This is a genomic window from Microbispora bryophytorum (genome assembly GCF_043197435.1).
In the GTDB taxonomy this organism is placed as follows: domain Bacteria; phylum Actinomycetota; class Actinomycetes; order Streptosporangiales; family Streptosporangiaceae; genus Microbispora; species Microbispora bryophytorum.
The window spans coordinates 287,211-302,987 of the sequence record NZ_JBICTF010000009.1; the positions used below are offsets into that span (position 1 = coordinate 287,211).

12 protein-coding genes are annotated in these 15,777 nt (G+C 71.5%); 8 read left to right on the forward strand and 4 right to left on the reverse strand.

From position 1 onward, the window contains the following. The first annotated feature begins 249 nt into the window (after positions 1-249). The 8 genes from ACGFIB_RS28715 to ACGFIB_RS28750 all read left to right on the forward strand — a co-directional run bounded on the left by ACGFIB_RS28715 (position 250) and on the right by ACGFIB_RS28750 (position 11,147). Entirely contained in the window at positions 250-699 is a 450-nt protein-coding gene (locus ACGFIB_RS28715) for a DoxX family protein (protein WP_357261116.1), read from the forward strand. Between the two features lie 227 nt (positions 700-926). After that, positions 927-1,463: an RNA polymerase sigma factor gene (locus ACGFIB_RS28720; protein ID WP_142571633.1), complete on the forward strand. Its 537-nt coding sequence runs from the start codon at positions 927-929 to the stop codon at positions 1,461-1,463. After that, entirely contained in the window at positions 1,460-1,966 is a 507-nt protein-coding gene (locus ACGFIB_RS28725; RefSeq protein WP_393376247.1) for a hypothetical protein, read from the forward strand. The genes ACGFIB_RS28720 and ACGFIB_RS28725 overlap by 4 nt, the downstream gene beginning before the upstream one ends. 346 nt (positions 1,967-2,312) lie before the next feature. Continuing rightward, positions 2,313-4,847 carry a glycoside hydrolase family 9 protein gene (locus ACGFIB_RS28730; protein ID WP_393376249.1) on the forward strand — a complete coding sequence of 845 codons (2,535 nt, stop codon included), beginning with the start codon at positions 2,313-2,315 and terminating at the stop codon, positions 4,845-4,847. Positions 4,848-4,860: 13 nt separating this feature from the next. Next, the gene (locus tag ACGFIB_RS28735) at positions 4,861-7,623 is read left to right on the forward strand and encodes a glycoside hydrolase family 9 protein (protein ID WP_393376251.1); all 2,763 of its coding nucleotides are present in this window, start codon (positions 4,861-4,863) and stop codon (positions 7,621-7,623) included. A 64-nt stretch (positions 7,624-7,687) separates the two neighbouring features. Further along, on the forward strand, positions 7,688-9,130 hold the full coding sequence (locus ACGFIB_RS28740; RefSeq protein WP_393376253.1) for a cellulose binding domain-containing protein: 1,443 nt from the start codon (positions 7,688-7,690) through the stop codon (positions 9,128-9,130). 90 nt (positions 9,131-9,220) lie between these two features. Next, positions 9,221-9,988, forward strand: coding sequence for a ribonuclease HII (locus ACGFIB_RS28745; RefSeq protein WP_393376254.1), 768 nt, complete (start codon positions 9,221-9,223; stop codon positions 9,986-9,988). Between the two features lie 163 nt (positions 9,989-10,151). Then, the gene (locus ACGFIB_RS28750) at positions 10,152-11,147 is read left to right on the forward strand and encodes a hypothetical protein (protein WP_393376256.1); all 996 of its coding nucleotides are present in this window, start codon (positions 10,152-10,154) and stop codon (positions 11,145-11,147) included. Positions 11,148-11,270: 123 nt separating this feature from the next. Here ACGFIB_RS28750 and panD read toward each other — a convergent pair whose 3' ends face one another. From panD to ACGFIB_RS28770, 4 genes are all read right to left on the reverse strand, one after another. Further along, positions 11,271-11,696 carry an aspartate 1-decarboxylase gene (gene panD, locus ACGFIB_RS28755; RefSeq protein ID WP_142571640.1) on the reverse strand — a complete coding sequence of 142 codons (426 nt, stop codon included), beginning with the start codon at positions 11,694-11,696 and terminating at the stop codon, positions 11,271-11,273. Between the two features lie 206 nt (positions 11,697-11,902). After that, positions 11,903-12,481, reverse strand: coding sequence for a sarcosine oxidase subunit gamma (locus tag ACGFIB_RS28760; RefSeq protein WP_357261106.1), 579 nt, complete (start codon positions 12,479-12,481; stop codon positions 11,903-11,905). A 76-nt stretch (positions 12,482-12,557) separates the two neighbouring features. After that, positions 12,558-15,497 carry a 2Fe-2S iron-sulfur cluster-binding protein gene (locus ACGFIB_RS28765; RefSeq protein ID WP_393376258.1) on the reverse strand — a complete coding sequence of 980 codons (2,940 nt, stop codon included), beginning with the start codon at positions 15,495-15,497 and terminating at the stop codon, positions 12,558-12,560. Further along, positions 15,494-15,772 (reverse strand): sarcosine oxidase subunit delta, encoded by a 279-nt coding sequence (locus ACGFIB_RS28770; RefSeq protein ID WP_189105010.1) that lies wholly within the window; start codon positions 15,770-15,772, stop codon positions 15,494-15,496. The genes ACGFIB_RS28765 and ACGFIB_RS28770 overlap by 4 nt, the downstream gene beginning before the upstream one ends. Positions 15,773-15,777 lie beyond the last annotated feature (5 nt).

Here is a 15,777-nt window from a genome sequence, read left to right on the forward strand (position 1 = left end):
GGGTCTTTTGCTCGCACATCCGCGCGGCTCAACGCCACCGGACGTCCAATTCGCCGACAATGTGAGCCACGGAACACAGGAAATGCCGGCCGATTTACGTTGCCATGACTACGAATAGGCGGCGGCCGGAGTTTCCCGTTTCCCTTCCGCCGGATCTCTGTTTTCCGGCGCATTCCCATCGGCCGGCCCGGATCACGTCCGCGCGCATGCGCGCGGCACGTCCGGCAGGCACGACAAGAAGGTGATCACATGAAAACGGACCAGATCAGGGGACCAGTCCTCTCGCTTTTCCGCATCGTGGCGGGGCTGCTGTTCGTCTGCCACGGTGCGGCTACGATCTTCGGCGTGCTGGGCGGCAACCGCGGCACCGGTCACGCCATGGCCTTCGGCACATGGCCGGGCTGGTGGGCGGCGGCCATCCAGCTGATCTTCGGGACGCTCGTCCTCGTCGGGCTGTTCACCCGCGTCAGCGCGCTGCTGTGCTCCGGCTCGATGGCGTACGCGTACTTCACGGTCCACATGCCGCAGGGCCTGTTCCCGATCCAGAACGGCGGCGAGGCGGCGGCGATGTTCTGCTGGTCGTTCTTCCTCATCACGGTTCTCGGGCCCGGCGCCTGGGCGCTGGACACGCTGATCCACCGGGCGCGGAACCACCAGGAGGAGGCTGAGACGTACGCGCCCGCGCCGGTACAGGCGTAGCCACACCGCGCTGCCGCCCGCAGGGCGTCTCGCGGCCGGGCGCCACGGGCGTCCGGCCGCGAGGCAGGCGGGTCGCCCTCCTAGGCCCGATCACTCCTCGGCCCGATCACTTCCCGGCCCGATCACTCCCCGGCGGCCTCCGCCGCGCCGTCCCACCCCTGAGACTGTTGGAAGGCGTGAACCTGAGTGGTCCCCCGTCCGACTGTGCAGGAGGACGGGAGGACGAGATGACCGACGAGCTGCTGGTGGTGCGCGCCCAGCTGGGCGAGCGCGCGGCGCTGGCCGAGCTGGTGGCCCGCTGGCGGCTGCCCGTGTGGACGTACGTGCGGCGCATGCTCGACGCCGAGCGGGCCGATGACGTCACCCAGGAGATCTGGCTGGCCGTGATCCGCGGCCTGCCCCGGCTGCGGGAACCCGGCCGGTTCGCGCCCTGGCTGTTCACCATCGCGCGCCGATCGGTCACCGACCGTCTGCGCGGCCAGTACGCCAGGGAGCACGAGGCCGTGCACGAGGCCCTGGCGGCCGGTGACATGACCGTCGACGATCCCGTGGACGCCGCGGTGGACCGCGCCGAGCTGGTGAGCCTCCTGTCGGGCCTGCCCATGCCGGAGCGGGAGATCCTCGTCCTGTTCTACCTGCAGGACCTCTCGGTGGAGGACTGCGCGCAGATCTGCGAGATCCCCACCGGGACGGTCAAGTCGCGGCTCAACCGCGCACGTCGCCTGTTGCGCGCGCATCTGGAGGAGAAGGGATACCGGCCATGACCGAGGAGCCGCGGCTGTCGGCACGGGAGATGATCGAGCGGCTCGAACCGGCGCTGTCGCGCGCCAGGCGCGTCCGGGCGGTGGTGTCGTTGCTGTCCGGGCTGTCCGGCACGGCGTTCATGATCGCCCTGTGGGCAGGCGAGCCCGGCCCGCTCCCCAGCCGTACGCAGGTGGTGTTCGCCCTGCTCATCGTTGCCTGTCTGGCCTGGGCGGGCTACGGCGGATGGCTGCTCATGCGCAGAGTGCCGCTGTTCGCCACCGACCGCGTGATCGCCGCGTGGATCGCTCTGGCCGCCTCGCTCGCCACCACCGCCGCCCTCGCCACGATGGCGGTGCGGCGGGGCACCGGCCTCGCCCCCGTGCTGGGGGTCGGAGGGCTGTTCGTGGCGGCCGCACTGGTGCTGACCGTGCTGGCCCACACCCGCCGGGCGGCGCTGCTGCGCCGGGCACGAGAGCTCAGGCGGACGCATCCGGCGTCCCGCACGCACACGTCCGGGAACTGACCCGGCGAGACGGAAGGCGCTGGAGATGGCACACAATCCGAAACTCATCCGCCGCCGGTTCGGCAGTAGGGCGCTGCTCGCGGTGACCCTGGTCGTCGCCGGAGTCCTCCTCGTGGGTGTGCTCATGCTGCTGCGGTGAACGCCGCGCGGAACTGAAAGTTTCAGCTCGCGGCGTGCCCTCGGCCGCGCTGACCTGGACGTACCGCTCCGTGACCGGAGCGTGCTTGGATCGCGCCACCTCGCGTACGCACGATCCGGGCGGGAGGTCTGCACGAGATCGTCCCGCCCGTTCCCGGGGCGGCCCGCGCGGCGGGGCCGGCCCGTCGTCCTTTCCGAGGGGCACGTGATGCGACTACCGCGACGACTGCTGAGCGCGAGCACGGCGACCGCACTGGCCGGCGCCCTGCTGGCCGTCACCTCGACCTCCGCCCCCGTCGCGGCCGCCTCCTTCAACTACGGGGAGGCGCTGCAGAAGTCGTTCCTGTTCTACGAGGCGCAGGAGTCGGGACACCTCCCGTCCACCAACCGGGTGACCTGGCGGGCCGACTCGACGGTCAACGACGGCAAGTCCGCCGGGGTGGACCTGTCGGGCGGCTTCTACGACGCGGGCGACCACGTGAAGTTCGGCTTCCCGATGGCGGCCATGACCACGACGCTGGCCTGGGGCGGCGCGGACTACCGGGCGTCCTACGAGCGCTCGGGCCAGCTGCCGTACCTGCTGAACACGCTCCGGCAGTCGAACGACTACTTCATCGACGCCCACCCCGAGCCGAACGTCCTGTACGTCCAGGTCGGCGACGGCGGCGAAGACCACTCCTACTGGGGGGCGCCGGAGACCGTCGAGGCCAAGGGCCACAAGCGGCCGGTCTACAAGATCACCGCGTCGTGCCCGGGCACCGACGTCGCCGCCGAGACCGCCGCCGCGATGGCCGCCTCGTCGATCGTCTTCCGGCCGACCGACCCGTCGTACGCCGACACGCTGCTCACCCACGCCAGGCAGCTGTTCACGTTCGCCGACTCGACCAAGGGGACGAACGGCCGCGACACGGCGTACGTGAACTGCGTCAGCGCCGCCCAGGGGTTCTACAACTCCACGGGCGAGGGCGGGCAGGTCGAGGGCGCCACGAAGATGTACTGGGACGAGCTGGCCTGGGCCTCCGTCTGGCTCTACCGGGCCACCGGCACCGCGAGCTACCTCGACCGGGCGCGCGAGTTCTACCCGAAGATGGGCACCCAGGAGGACCCGGGCAGCAACGGGCAGCAGGTGCCGGTCTTCAACTTCGGCTTCGGCTGGAACGACAAGCAGTACGCCGTCTACGAGCAGATGGCCGAGCTGACCGGCGAGCAGACCTACAAGAACGACGTCCAGCGCTACCTCGACTACTGGACGGTCGGATACAAGGGCAAGAAGGGCACGGTCACGCCCGGCGGCCTCGCCTACATCTTCTACTGGGCCTCGCTGCGCATGGCCGCCAACACCGCCTTCGTCGCGATGAGGTACGCCGACTTCCTCGGCTCCGGCGACTCGCTCTACGCGCGCTACCACGACTTCGGCAAACGACAGGTCGACTACGCGCTCGGCGACAACCCCCGCCACTCCAGCTACATGATCGGGTTCGGGACCAACCCGCCGCGCAACCCGCACCACCGCGGCGCGCACGGCTCCTGGACCAACGCCGGTCCCGACGGCGAGCCCACCGTCAGCAGGCACGTCCTCTACGGCGCCCTCGTGGGCGGCCCGGACGGCGCCGACGCCTACACCGACAGCCGCGGCGACTACGTGAAGAACGAGGTCGCACTCGACTTCAACTCCGGAATCACCAGCTCGCTCGCCGTCCTCTACGGCGAGTACGGCGGCTCGCCCCTGGCCACGCTGCCGCGCGAGACCCCCGACGGCCCGGAGTTCTATCTGGAGCCGACCGTCACCCACACGAGCCGGGAGACGGCGGCCAAGACGTTCGTCATCAACAAGTCGGCCTGGCCGGCGACCGTGCTCGACAAGGCGAAGTTCCGCTACTACTTCACCCTGGACGGCTCGACCACGGCGAGCCAGGTCACGGTGAGCACGTCCTACACGCAGTGCAAGCAGCCGACCGGGCCGCACCTGCTGGAGGGCCGCACCTACTACGCCGAGGTCGACTGCACCGGGACGCTCATCTTCCCCGGCGGCCAGTCGGAGTTCCGCCGCGAGGTGCAGCTGCGCATCGGCGTGGCCGACGGCGCGACGTGGGACCCGTCCAACGACTGGTCGGCCAAGGGCGCGGACCACATGACCCTGTACGGTAACGACGGCCGCCTCATCTGGGGCACGTCACCCGGCGCCGAGCCCTCGCCCAGCCCCAGCGTCTCCCCGTCCGCGTCGCCGTCGCCATCACCCAGCCCGTCGCCATCACCCAGCCCGTCGCCGTCGCCGTCCGCGTCACCGTCGCCGTCGCCCAGCCCGTCGGCTTCGCCTTCGCCCAGCCCCTCACCGAGCCCGTCCCCCTCGCCCAGCCCATCGCCGTCCCCCAGCCCCTCGCCCAGCCCGTCCCCCTCGCCGAGTCCGTCACCGTCTCCCTCGGCCGGCGCCGGCTGCACGGTGACGTACGCGCCCAACGACTGGGGCGGCGGGTTCACCGCGACCGTCACGATCGCCAACACCGGCACCACCGCGATCAACGGCTGGACCCTGAAGTTCGCCTTCTCCGGCAACCAGAAGATCAGCCCGCCCGGCTGGTCGGCCACCTGGACCCAGACCGGAGCCAACGTGACGGCCGCCGGCTTCGACTGGAACAGGACCATCAACCCCGGACAGTCCGTCCAGATCGGCTTCCAGGGCACCTACACCGGCGCCAACACCAGCCCGGCCGCCTTCACCCTCAACGGCACCACCTGCTCCTGAGATGAGGCCCCCGATGAGACTCCTGTCCCTGGGCGGGGTGGCCGCAGTGCTGGCCGCCCTGCTCGTCCCGGGCCCGGCGCCCGCTCAAGCGGCGAGCTCGTACAACTACACCGAGGCTCTGCAGAAGTCGATCTACTTCTACGAGGCGCAGCAGTCCGGTAAGAAGCCCGCCTGGAACCGGGTGGAGTGGCGCGGCGACCGCACGCTGAACGACGGAAAGTCCGCCGGGGTGGACCTGTCCGGCGGCTGGTACGACGCGGGCGACCACGTCAAGTTCGGCTTCCCGATGGCGTTCACCACGACCATGCTGGCCTGGGGGCTGGTCGAGAACCGCACCGGCTACGGCACCCAGCTCACGCCCATGCTGAACAACCTCAAGTGGGCCACCGACTACCTGATCGCCGCCCATCCCGAGCCGGAGACGTTGTACGTCCAGGTGGGCGACGGCAGCGTGGACCACGCGTACTGGGGTCCGCCCGAGGTGATCGACATCAAGGGCATGGCGCGGCCGGTCTACAAGATCACCCCGTCGTGCAAGGGCACCGACGTCGTCGCCGAGACGGCCGCCGCGATGGCAGCCTCCTCGATGGCCTTCCGCGCGGCCGATCCGTCGTACGCGGACACGCTGCTGACCCACGCCAGGCAACTGTTCACGTTCGCCGACACGACCAAGGGCTCCAACGGTCAGGACACGGCGTACACGAGTTGCGTGCCGGGCATCTCCGGCTACTACAACTCGACCTGGGAGGGCGGCTCCGACCACCCGGGCGCGACCAAGATGTACTGGGACGAGCTGGCCTGGGCGGCCGTGTGGCTCTACCGGGCCACCGGCACCGGGAGTTACCTGGACAAGGCCCGCGAGTTCTACCCGAAGATGGGCAGCGAGCCCGACGTGGGCCAGGGCGCGGGCGGGACCATGGTGCCCGCCTACACCTTCGGCCTCGGCTGGAACGACAAGCAGTACGGCGTCTACGCCCTGATGGCCGCGCTGACGGGCGAGCAGACGTACAAGAACGACGTCCAGCGCTACCTCGACTACTGGACGGCCGGATACAAGGGCAAGAAGGGACCGGTCACCCCCGGCGGCCTGGCGTACGTCTTCAACTGGGCGTCGCTGCGCATGGCGCTGAACACCGCCTGGGTGGCCCTCGTCTACGCCGACCACCTCGGGCCCGATGACCCGCTCTACGCCCGCTACCACGACTTCGCCAAGCGGCAGGTCGACTACGCCCTCGGGGACAATCCCCGCCACTCCAGCTACATGGTCGGTTTCGGGACCAACCCGCCCACGCACGTCCACCACCGCGCGGCCAGCGGACAGTATCTCGGCTACATGAGCGACACCACCGGCCCGAACCTGCACGTCCTGTACGGCGCGCTCGCCGGCGGCCCGGACCAGACCGACGCCTACACCGACAGCCGTACGGACTACGTCCGCAACGAGGTGGCGATCGACTACAACTCCGGCATCACCAACGTGCTCGCGCGGTTCGCCGAGGAGTACGGCGGGACGCCGGTGGCGGGCTTCCCCGCCCCCGAGGAGAAGTACGAGGAGATCCGCGCCGAGATCGGCAACGTCTACACCGGCGTGGACGGCACCTCCATGACCGTCACCATCACCAACACGTCGAACTGGCCGCCGCGCGTTCTCCAGTCGGGCAAGGCGCGTTACTACTTCACGCTCGACGGCTCCACCTCGATCTCCCAGGTGAAGGTGACCGGCGGCGACAGCAACGGCTGCGCGGTCAGCGGGCCGTCGTCCGCCGGGGACCGCACCTACTACGCAGAGGTGGACTGCACCGGCAAGCCGATCTACCCCGGCGACGCCCAGCTCTACAAGCGGGGCACGCAGCTGCGGATCTCGGTGCCGAACGGCGCGACCTGGGACCCGTCCAACGACTGGTCGGCGTCGGCGGCCTCGCACGTGCCGGTGTACGACGGGAACACGCTGGTGTGGGGCACGCCGCCCGGCGGCACGCCCAGCCCGTCGCCGTCCCCGTCGCCTTCTCCGTCCCCCTCCCCCTCCCCCTCCCCCTCGCCATCGCGATCGCCGTCGCCTTCGCCGTCGTCTTCGGTGGACACCACGCCGCCGAGCGCGCCCACCGGGCTGTGGGTCTGCGGGGCGGACTTCGTCAACGCCGTCCCGATGTGCTGGACGGCCTCGACCGACGACACCGGGGTCACCGGCTACGACGTCTACATGAAGCAGGGCTCCGGCTTCGTCAAGATCGGCTCGTCCACGTCCACGCTGTACGTCGCGGACAAGCTGGTGGCCGGGACCAGCTACTCGTTCTACGTCGTGGCCAGGGACGCGGCCGGCAACACCAGCCAGCCCTCGGCCACGCTCACCGCGACCGCCCAGTCGGGCCTGCCCACTCCTTCGCCCAGCCCGTCCCGCTCGCCCAGCCCCTCTCCGTCTCCGTCCCCCTCGCCCAGCCCGTCTCCATCACCGTCTGCCGGTGGCGGGTGCAAGGTGACCTACGGGACCAGTGACTGGGGCGGCGGGTTCACCGCGACCGTCACGCTCGCCAACACCGGCACCACGGCGATCAACGGCTGGACGCTGAAGTTCGCCTTCCCCGGCACCCAGACGATCACGCCGCCCGGCTGGTCGGCCACCTGGGCCCAGACCGGAGCCAACGTGACGGCCACCAGCCTCGACTGGAACAAGACCATCAACTCCGGCCAGTCCATCCAGATCGGCTTCAACGGCGCCTACACCGGCAGCAACCCCAAACCCACCGCCTTCACCCTCAACGGCACCACCTGCTCCTGATCCCGCCGACGGCCCGGCGCGTCCCCCGATGCGCTGGGCCGCCCCCATCGGAAAGGTGAACCACATGCCCGTCAAGGGTCTCCGTCCGGCCTCCGTGATCCTTGGCGCCGGCCTCGCGCTCGCCGCGTCCGCCGCGCCTGCCGTCGGCGCCGCAGACACCACCCCGCCCAGCGCGCCGGGAACGCTGTTCCACTGCCCGCTGCCCGGCGCACCCGGGTCGGGCCTCGGCGTCGGCGTGTCGCTGTGCTGGGGCGCCGCTACCGACAACGTGAGCGTGACCGGCTACGACGTCCAGATCAAGCAGGACGGCGTCTTCACGGCCGTCCGTACGACGACCGGCACGGGCTCCATCGTCAGCGGCCTCACCCTTGGGCAGTTGTACACGTTCCGGGTCATCGCCAGGGACGCGGCCGGGAACGCCGGCCCGCCGTCCAACGAGGTGACGCAGGCCGCGAACTATCTCAGCGGCATGTCGCCGTCCGCTCCCCCGCCCAGCCCGACGCCGATCGACCGGACCCCGCCGACCCGTCCGGAGGGGCTGGCACCGTTCAGCGTCCCCATCAACGGAGCGGCGGGCCTGACGTGGACCCGCTCGACGGACGACGTGGCGGTCTCCGGCTACGACGTGTACGCCTGGATCGACGGCGCCTTCGGCAAGGTGCCGGCCCAGGTCTCCGAACAGTCCGGCGACAGGATCCTCGCGATCGTGTACGACCTCACTCCCGGACACGACTACCTGTTCTACGTGGTGGCGAAGGACGCCGCCGGCAACCTCAGCGCACCCTCCGACCTGGCCCGCCAGCGGGCCATGGTCGAGCCGCCCGCCGCCAGCCCGAGCCCCGGAGCCGGAACGGACACCACCCCGCCCGGCACCCCGACCGGGCTGACATCTGTGAGCGGGATGGACATCCCCGGGGGAGTCTTCCTCGCCTGGAACACCGTCAGCGACAACAGCGGGGTCCCGCCCACGTATGACCTCTTCCGGCGGACCGACCACGGCTACGCCTACGAGGGCGAGAACGGCATCCCCCGCGACATCGTCTCGGGCCTCGAAGGCGGCAAGCCGTACACCTTCCAGGTCGTCGCCCGCGACGCCGCCGGCAACCTGAGCAACCCCTCCGCGCCGTACACCGCCGTCGCCCAGTCCGGCGGAACGTCCTCACCCAGCCCGTCGCCGTCCCAGCCGTCCGATGCCGCGTGCAAGGTCACGTACGCGCCCACCACCTGGGGCGGCGGGTTCACCGCCACTGTCACGATCACCAACACCGGCACCGCGGCCATCGCCGGATGGAAGCTCGGCTTCAGCTTCCCGCTCGCCTCCCAGCGGGTCACCAACGGATGGTCGGCCGTCTGGACCCAGTCCGGCGCCGCTGTCACGGCCGAGAACTACGAATGGAACAAGACGCTCAAGCCGGGTCAGTCGCTGTACCTCGGCTTCAACGGCGCCTACACCGGCGCAAACCCCACGCCCGCCGCCTTCACCCTCAACGGCACTACCTGCTCCTGAGGCAGGGTGCGGGTGGGGCACCGGGCAACTATTCGTGCTCTGTGACGGAAGCGGCCAGGAAGGGCTCGCCGGGCCTGGGAAGATACGGGGATGACCGACGCCCTGCCCGGACTTGAGCCCGGTGCCCAATCCCCCACCGCACCCGCGCCATCCCCGCGGCGAGCGGCCGGATACGAGATCGAGGACGAGCTGCGCGCCGCGGGGGCGGTCCACATCGCGGGCGTGGACGAGGTCGGCCGCGGCGCGTGGGCGGGCCCGGTGGTGGTCTGCGCGGCCGTCACCGCCTTCGGCCCTCCGCCCGAGCTGCCGGGACGCGGGGAGCGCACGGTCCGGCTGACCGACTCCAAGCTGCTCGGTCCGGCCCAGCGTGAGGCGTTCGCGGCGGTCCTGCCGGATTGGGTCACCTGCCACGCGTACGGCGCGGCCGGACCGGAGGAGATCGACGAGGTCGGCATGACCGAGGCGCTGCGCCGGGCCGCGTCCCGCGCGCTGGAGGCCCTGCCGCTACGGCCCGACGTGGTGCTCCTCGACGGCGCGCACGACTTCCTCGGCCGGCCCTGGCGGGTGCGGTGCGAGGTCAAGGCCGACCAGCGGTCGGTGTCGGTGGCCGCCGCGTCGGTGCTGGCCAAGGTCCACCGCGACCGCATGATGGCGGAGCTCGGCGAGGCGCACCCGTCGTACGGCTTCGCCGCCAACGCGGGCTACCCCTCCCCCGTCCACCAGCAGGCGCTGACGGAGACGGGCCCGACCCCGCATCACCGGCTCTCGTGGTCGTATCTCGACGACCTCCCCCGGTGGCGGCACCTGCGCAAACACCGCGACCCCCTCGCCGGCTTCGGTCAGATGACCCTCCTCTGACCGGCCTCGCCCCCGGCCCGACCCAGCCTCGACCCCGGCGTCGAGCAGGCCTCGCGGCAGTAGGCGAGGGTTCCTACGGGCTCGACGTCCAGATCGGGCCCAGCGCGTCGTAGCGTGGCGCGTCCCGCCTCTTTGTCAGAGGGGCCCGATAAGTTCTAGCGGCATGGCTCGAACGACGCCGCCACACCCTGTCGACATTGCTGCTGTCTTCCCAGAGATCGCCCCGCTCGCCAGGACGGCCACACGCCTTCATCCGCGCCCTGGAACCCCAGGCCTGTACGACAGTTCGATCGGCGGCCCTCTGCTCTGGCCCTTCGACGAGCCCTGGCCGACGTGTGGCGATTCCCACGAGGACGCCGGGGGCTACTTCACCCGTCTCGACACCGAGCGGCGCCGAAGGCGCATCCTTTCTGCGGCTTGGGGACGGACACGCAAGGGCGAGCGGCTCGCCATCACACCTGAGGAACAGGCCGAACTCGACGGTCTCGACGAGGACTACGCCGACCCCGACACGCCTGCCACCATGCTGGGCGTCGCCCAGCTCTTCATGCGGGATGTGCCCGGCCTGGCAGGACCCGCCGGGGCTGACGTTCTCCAGATCCTGTGGTGTCCGCGCGACCACGAGCCCCACTACTCGCCCTCGCTGATGCTGCGCTGGCGGCGTTCGTCCGACGTGACCGACGTGCTTACCGACCAGCCCGAGCCCGAAGTGATGGAGTACGACACGTATCTGCCCGTGCCCTGCGTTCTGCATCCCGAGCAGGTCGTCGAGTACCCCTACAAGGCCTTCCTGCCCACTGATCTGAAAAAGCGGATCAGGCTATGGGAGGAGGCCAGCGGGCATCGCTACTTCTACGATTTGTCCATCGCCGATGGCTGGAAGGTGGGCGGTTACGCGGCCTGGAATCTCACCGACCCCTACCCGATGCTCTGTGACGGCTGCGGGGCCGACATGGACATGCTCATGAAGATCGACGGCAGCGAGTGGGACGGGACGGAGCGCTGGCGGCCGTTGGAGGACGCCGGGCCCGAGAACGAGTTCCACGAACATCCGAACCGGTGGGAGCCGACGGGAATCACGATCGGCCGCGGGTATGCACTATGGATATTCACCTGCCCGGTCTCGTTCGACCATCCACATGGCGTGAGCATGCAATAGCGGATCCGCGCGACCTGATGTCGCACTGCTTGGGTATCGCTGCCGCGCCTGGCTGCGGGTGGTGCGGCGGCGAGCTTCCTCAGCGGGCCGACGGTGCGGGTGAAGTGGCCGCCGGCGGGCGGGTCAGGGGCGGGCGGGCGGAGCGAGGTCGCCGGGGACCAGGCCCATGCCGTCGGGTACGGCGGCGGGGTCGGAACCGACGTGCAGCGGCCTGTTGTCCTTGTCGACGAAGACGACGCGGGGCTTGAGCGCCTTGACCTCCTCCTCGGCGACCAGCGCGTACGCGATGATGATCACAAGGTCGCCGACCGAGATGAGCCGGGCGGCGGCGCCGTTGATGCCGATGACCCCGGAGCCCGCCGGGCCCTCGATCACGTAGGTGGACAGGCGGTTGCCGTTGTCGATGTCGACGATGTCGACCTTCTCACCTTCGACGAGGTCGGCCTCGGCCATCAGGTCCGCGTCGATCGTCACCGAGCCGACGTAGTGCAGATCGGCCTGCGTGACGGTCGCGCGGTGGATCTTCGACTTCATCAGCGTGCGGAACATGATCTCCCACCGGGGTACGGACGGCCCTCCTCACGAGCGTCCTCGATGGTACGTCACGGTCAGAAATGCCCGATCGTCGGCCTTCCACGACGGCGCGCGCCGGCCCGGCGAGGCCCGGCAAGGTGCGCCGACGGGCGACAACGGGCGGCGGCGGGCGGCCACGGGCGGCGGGGTGCGACGGCGGGCGGACGCTCGTGAGCGGCCTCTTATGCGCCGGCCACGTACTCGACGGACGCGTCGAGCAGCCACTCCGCGACGTACGCCGCGAAGGACGAGCGCACCAGCAGGCGGAAGCCGTCCGCACCGGCGACCAGGACGACTCCCGCCCTGGCCAGCATGGTCTGGGCGACCCGGCCCGGGCCGAACACGCGAGGGTGCAGGTCCAGCGCGCAGCCGTGGGCCAGCACGTCCCGCGCGCGGTCCCCGGCGACCACCAGGGTGGTGCGCTGGGCCGAAACGTCGACGACCGAGACGTGCTCGCCGTCCGCCGCCTCGGTAAGCCGCTCCACAAGCCCCGGGGCGGCGCCGTCGGGACCGACCACCAGCCACTCGTCGGGCCCGAGCCACAGCACCTCCAGGTCACCACCGCCCGCCGCGGTGCCGGGCTCCACCGGCAGCGGCACGCCGATCGCCGTCCCGATGCGCTCCGCCGCCGGGCTCTTGGGGTCCACCCGCAGGTTGATCTGGGTCAGGAACGGGATCTCGGCCAGGCGCAGGCCGCCGCCCGCGCTCGCCGCCTCAAACCTGGCCGCGAACGCCGCGGCCGGACTCCTGCGCTCAGCCACCGACGCAGCCATCGAATCAGTCACCGACGCAGCCACCGGCTCGGCCGGCGAATCAGCCACCGACGCAGCCACCGAATCAGCCATCGCGACGCGCTCCTTCCGGGTCGTACAGGACGTGGGAGGTCACGGTGACGGGCACCAGGTCCGCCCCGACCGGTGCGTACAGCCGCTCGCCGACCCGCTCGCGCCCGCCGCTCACCAGCGCGAGCGCGAACGTACGGCCCAGCGCGGCGCTGCGGTAGCTGGAGGTGACGAAGCCGAGCGTGGGCACCGGCGGCTCGGGCAGCGCCGAGGTCTCCACAAGGTGGGCGCCCTCGGGCAGCAGCACGCCGGGGTCCTCCGGCAGGAGGCCGACCAGGTGTTTGCGATCGGGCCGGGAGGTGTCCGCCCGGGCGAAGGACCGCTTGCCGACGAAGTCGGCCTTCTTCTTCGAGACGATCCACTCCATGCCGAGGTCCTGCGGAGTGACCGTGCCGTCGGTGTCCTGGCCGACGATCGGGAACCCCTTCTCGGCGCGCAGCACGTGCATGGTCTCGGTGCCGTACGGCGTGACCTCACCGGAGGCCATAACCGCCTCCCACAGGGCGAGCCCGGACCAGGAGGACACGTTGATCTCGTAGGCCAGCTCGCCGGAGAAGCTGATCCGGCAGACCCGCGCCTCGATCCCGGCCACCTCGGCGTCCCGCCACGTCATGAACGGGAAGCTGTCGTTGTCCACCGCGAGGCCGGGCGCGAGCCGCGCCAGCACCTCGCGGGAACGCGGCCCGACGAGCGCCACGGTCGCCCACTGCTCGGTGACCGAGGTGCAGCAGACCCGCAGGTCCGGCCACTCGGTCTGCAGCCACTCCTCCATCCAGTCGAGCACCGCCGCCGCGTTGCCGGTGGTCGTGGTGACGAGGAAGCGGTCGTCCGCCAGGCGGATGACGGTGCCGTCGTCGAAGACCATGCCGTCGGGGCGGCACATCACGCCATAGCGGATGGACCCGACCTTGAGGGTGCTCATCATGTTCGTGTAGAGCCGGTCGAGGAGCACGGCCGCGTCGGGCCCGACCACGTCGATCTTCCCGAGCGTGGAGGCGTCCATCGCGGCCACGTCCTCGCGTGCCGCCCGGCACTCGCGCAGCACGGCGGCCTCCATGTCCTCACCCGGGTCCTCACCCGGGCCCTCGCCCTGCCGGGGGTAGTACCAGGGCCGCTTCCACTGTCCGACGTTCTCGAACAGCGCCCCGCGCGCCACGTGCCACTCGTGCATGGCGGTGACACGCACTGGGTCGTGCAGCGGTCCCCGGTCGCGGCCCGCCAGCGCGGCGAACGAGACCGGCGTGTACGGCGCGCGGAACGTCGTGGTGCCCAGCTCGGCGACGTCGACGCCGAGCGCGTGCGCCACGACGCCGCCGGTCAGCAGGCCGGACGTCTTGCCCTGGTCGTGGGCCGTGCCGGCGGTGGTGTAGCGCTTGACGTGCTCGACCGAGGTGAGCCCCGCGCCCACCGCGCGCAGCACCTCTCCCACCGTGACGTCCCGCTGCAGGTCCACGAAGTGCGTGCCGTAGTCGCCGCCGTCTCCTGCGGCCTCGACGAGCCACAGGTGCTCGGCGGGCGCGGCGGCCGGCTCCTCCCCGGCGGACGGCACGGCTGTCCCGGACGGCAGAGTGATCTCGGCCGGCACGGCGAACCCGGCGGCGGCCAGCGCGCGGCGGCCCGCCTCGGCGCCGTCCTCCAGGCAGGCCCGCAGCGTGCGGACGCCCCTGGCGAACCCCGCCGCCTCCACCGCCTGACGCGTCTCGCCGGGCGTGAACGCGCCCAGCTCCTCGTCGTACCGCAGCGTGCCCCCGGCCTGGCTGAACAGGTGCACCACCGGCGTCCAGCCGCCGGACACGAGCAGCAGGTCGGCCGGGATCTCCCGCGCCCCGCCCGCACCGCCCTGTGTTTCCGAGCGGGGGGTCTCCGGGCGGGGGGCGACCTCCACGGAGGAGACCTCGCCCTCGCCCTTCGCCGCGGTGACGACGTGGCCGGTCAGGACCTCGATGCCGCGCTCGGCGCAGCGCGCCGCCCACGCCTCGCCGGGAGCCTGCCTCACGTCGGCGATCGCGGCGATCTCCACCCCCGCGTCGGCGAGGTCGAGCGCCGCGGCGTACGCGCTGTCGTTGGTGGTGAACACCACCGCCCGGCGCCCGGGCAGGACGCGGTAGTGGTTCGCGTACGTGCGGGCCGCGCCGGCCAGCATCACCCCGGGCAGGTCGTTCCCCGCGAAGGCGACGAACCGCTCGTGCCCGCCGGTCGCCAGCACCACGCGCCCGGCCCGGATCCGCCACACGCGCTCGCGCGCCACGTCGGCGGGGGCCGCGGCGCCCAGATGGTTCGTCCGGCGTTCGACCGCGATGACGTGGTTGTCGTCGTAGTGGCCGAGGACCGTGGTGCGGCGCAGCACGCGCACCTCCGGCAGGGCCGCCAGCGCGGCCACCTCCTCGGCCGCCCACTCGCGGCCCGGCCTGCCGTCGAGCGTCTCGGCCGTGCCGAGCAGGCTGCCGCCCGGCTCGGGCCGCTCGTCGGCGAGGATCACCCGGGCCCCGGCCCGCGCGGCGACGCCTGCGGCGGCGATGCCGGCCGGTCCCGCGCCGACCACGAGCACGTCGCAGTGCGCGTGCACGGCGTCGTAGCGCGCCGGGTCGGGCCGATCGGCCAGCCTGCCCTGTCCCGGCAGGCCCGTGGCGACCAGGCCGTCGTACAGCTCGACGGTCGTCGCCTGGAGCATGGGCTCGGGGAAGGGCTCCTCGATCTGGACGAGCGCGTTCGGCTCTTCGCTGCCCGCCGCGTACACGCCGCGCGGGCGGCCGAGCCTGATGCTGCTCGCCACCGCGCGCACGCCGTTGGCGAGCAGCGCCGAGGCCAGCGTGTCGCCCTCCAGGCCCTCGTAGTCCCGGCCGTCGAACCGGAAGCGCAGCACTCGCCCGCTCGCTCCCTCACGACGGTGCGGTTGTGCGGCGGCCCCGCCGGTTCGCTCGCTACGCTCGCTCATGCGATCACCGGCCGCGGCTCGCCCGCCCGGTAGACGGCGTGGATCTCGTTGGTGGCGGTGTCACGCACGGCGTTGAACCAGCGGCGGCAACCGGCGGTGTGGCTCCACCGCTCCGCGAACAGGCCCTCGGGATTGTCGCGGAAGAACAGGTAGCGGGCCCACTCCTCGTCGGAGAGGGCGGCCGGGTCCTCCGGATAGGCGACGTGAGCCTGCCCCCCGTAGTGGAACTCGGCCTCGTCCCGCGGCCCGCACCACGGGCAGGCGATCAGCAGCATTGGCA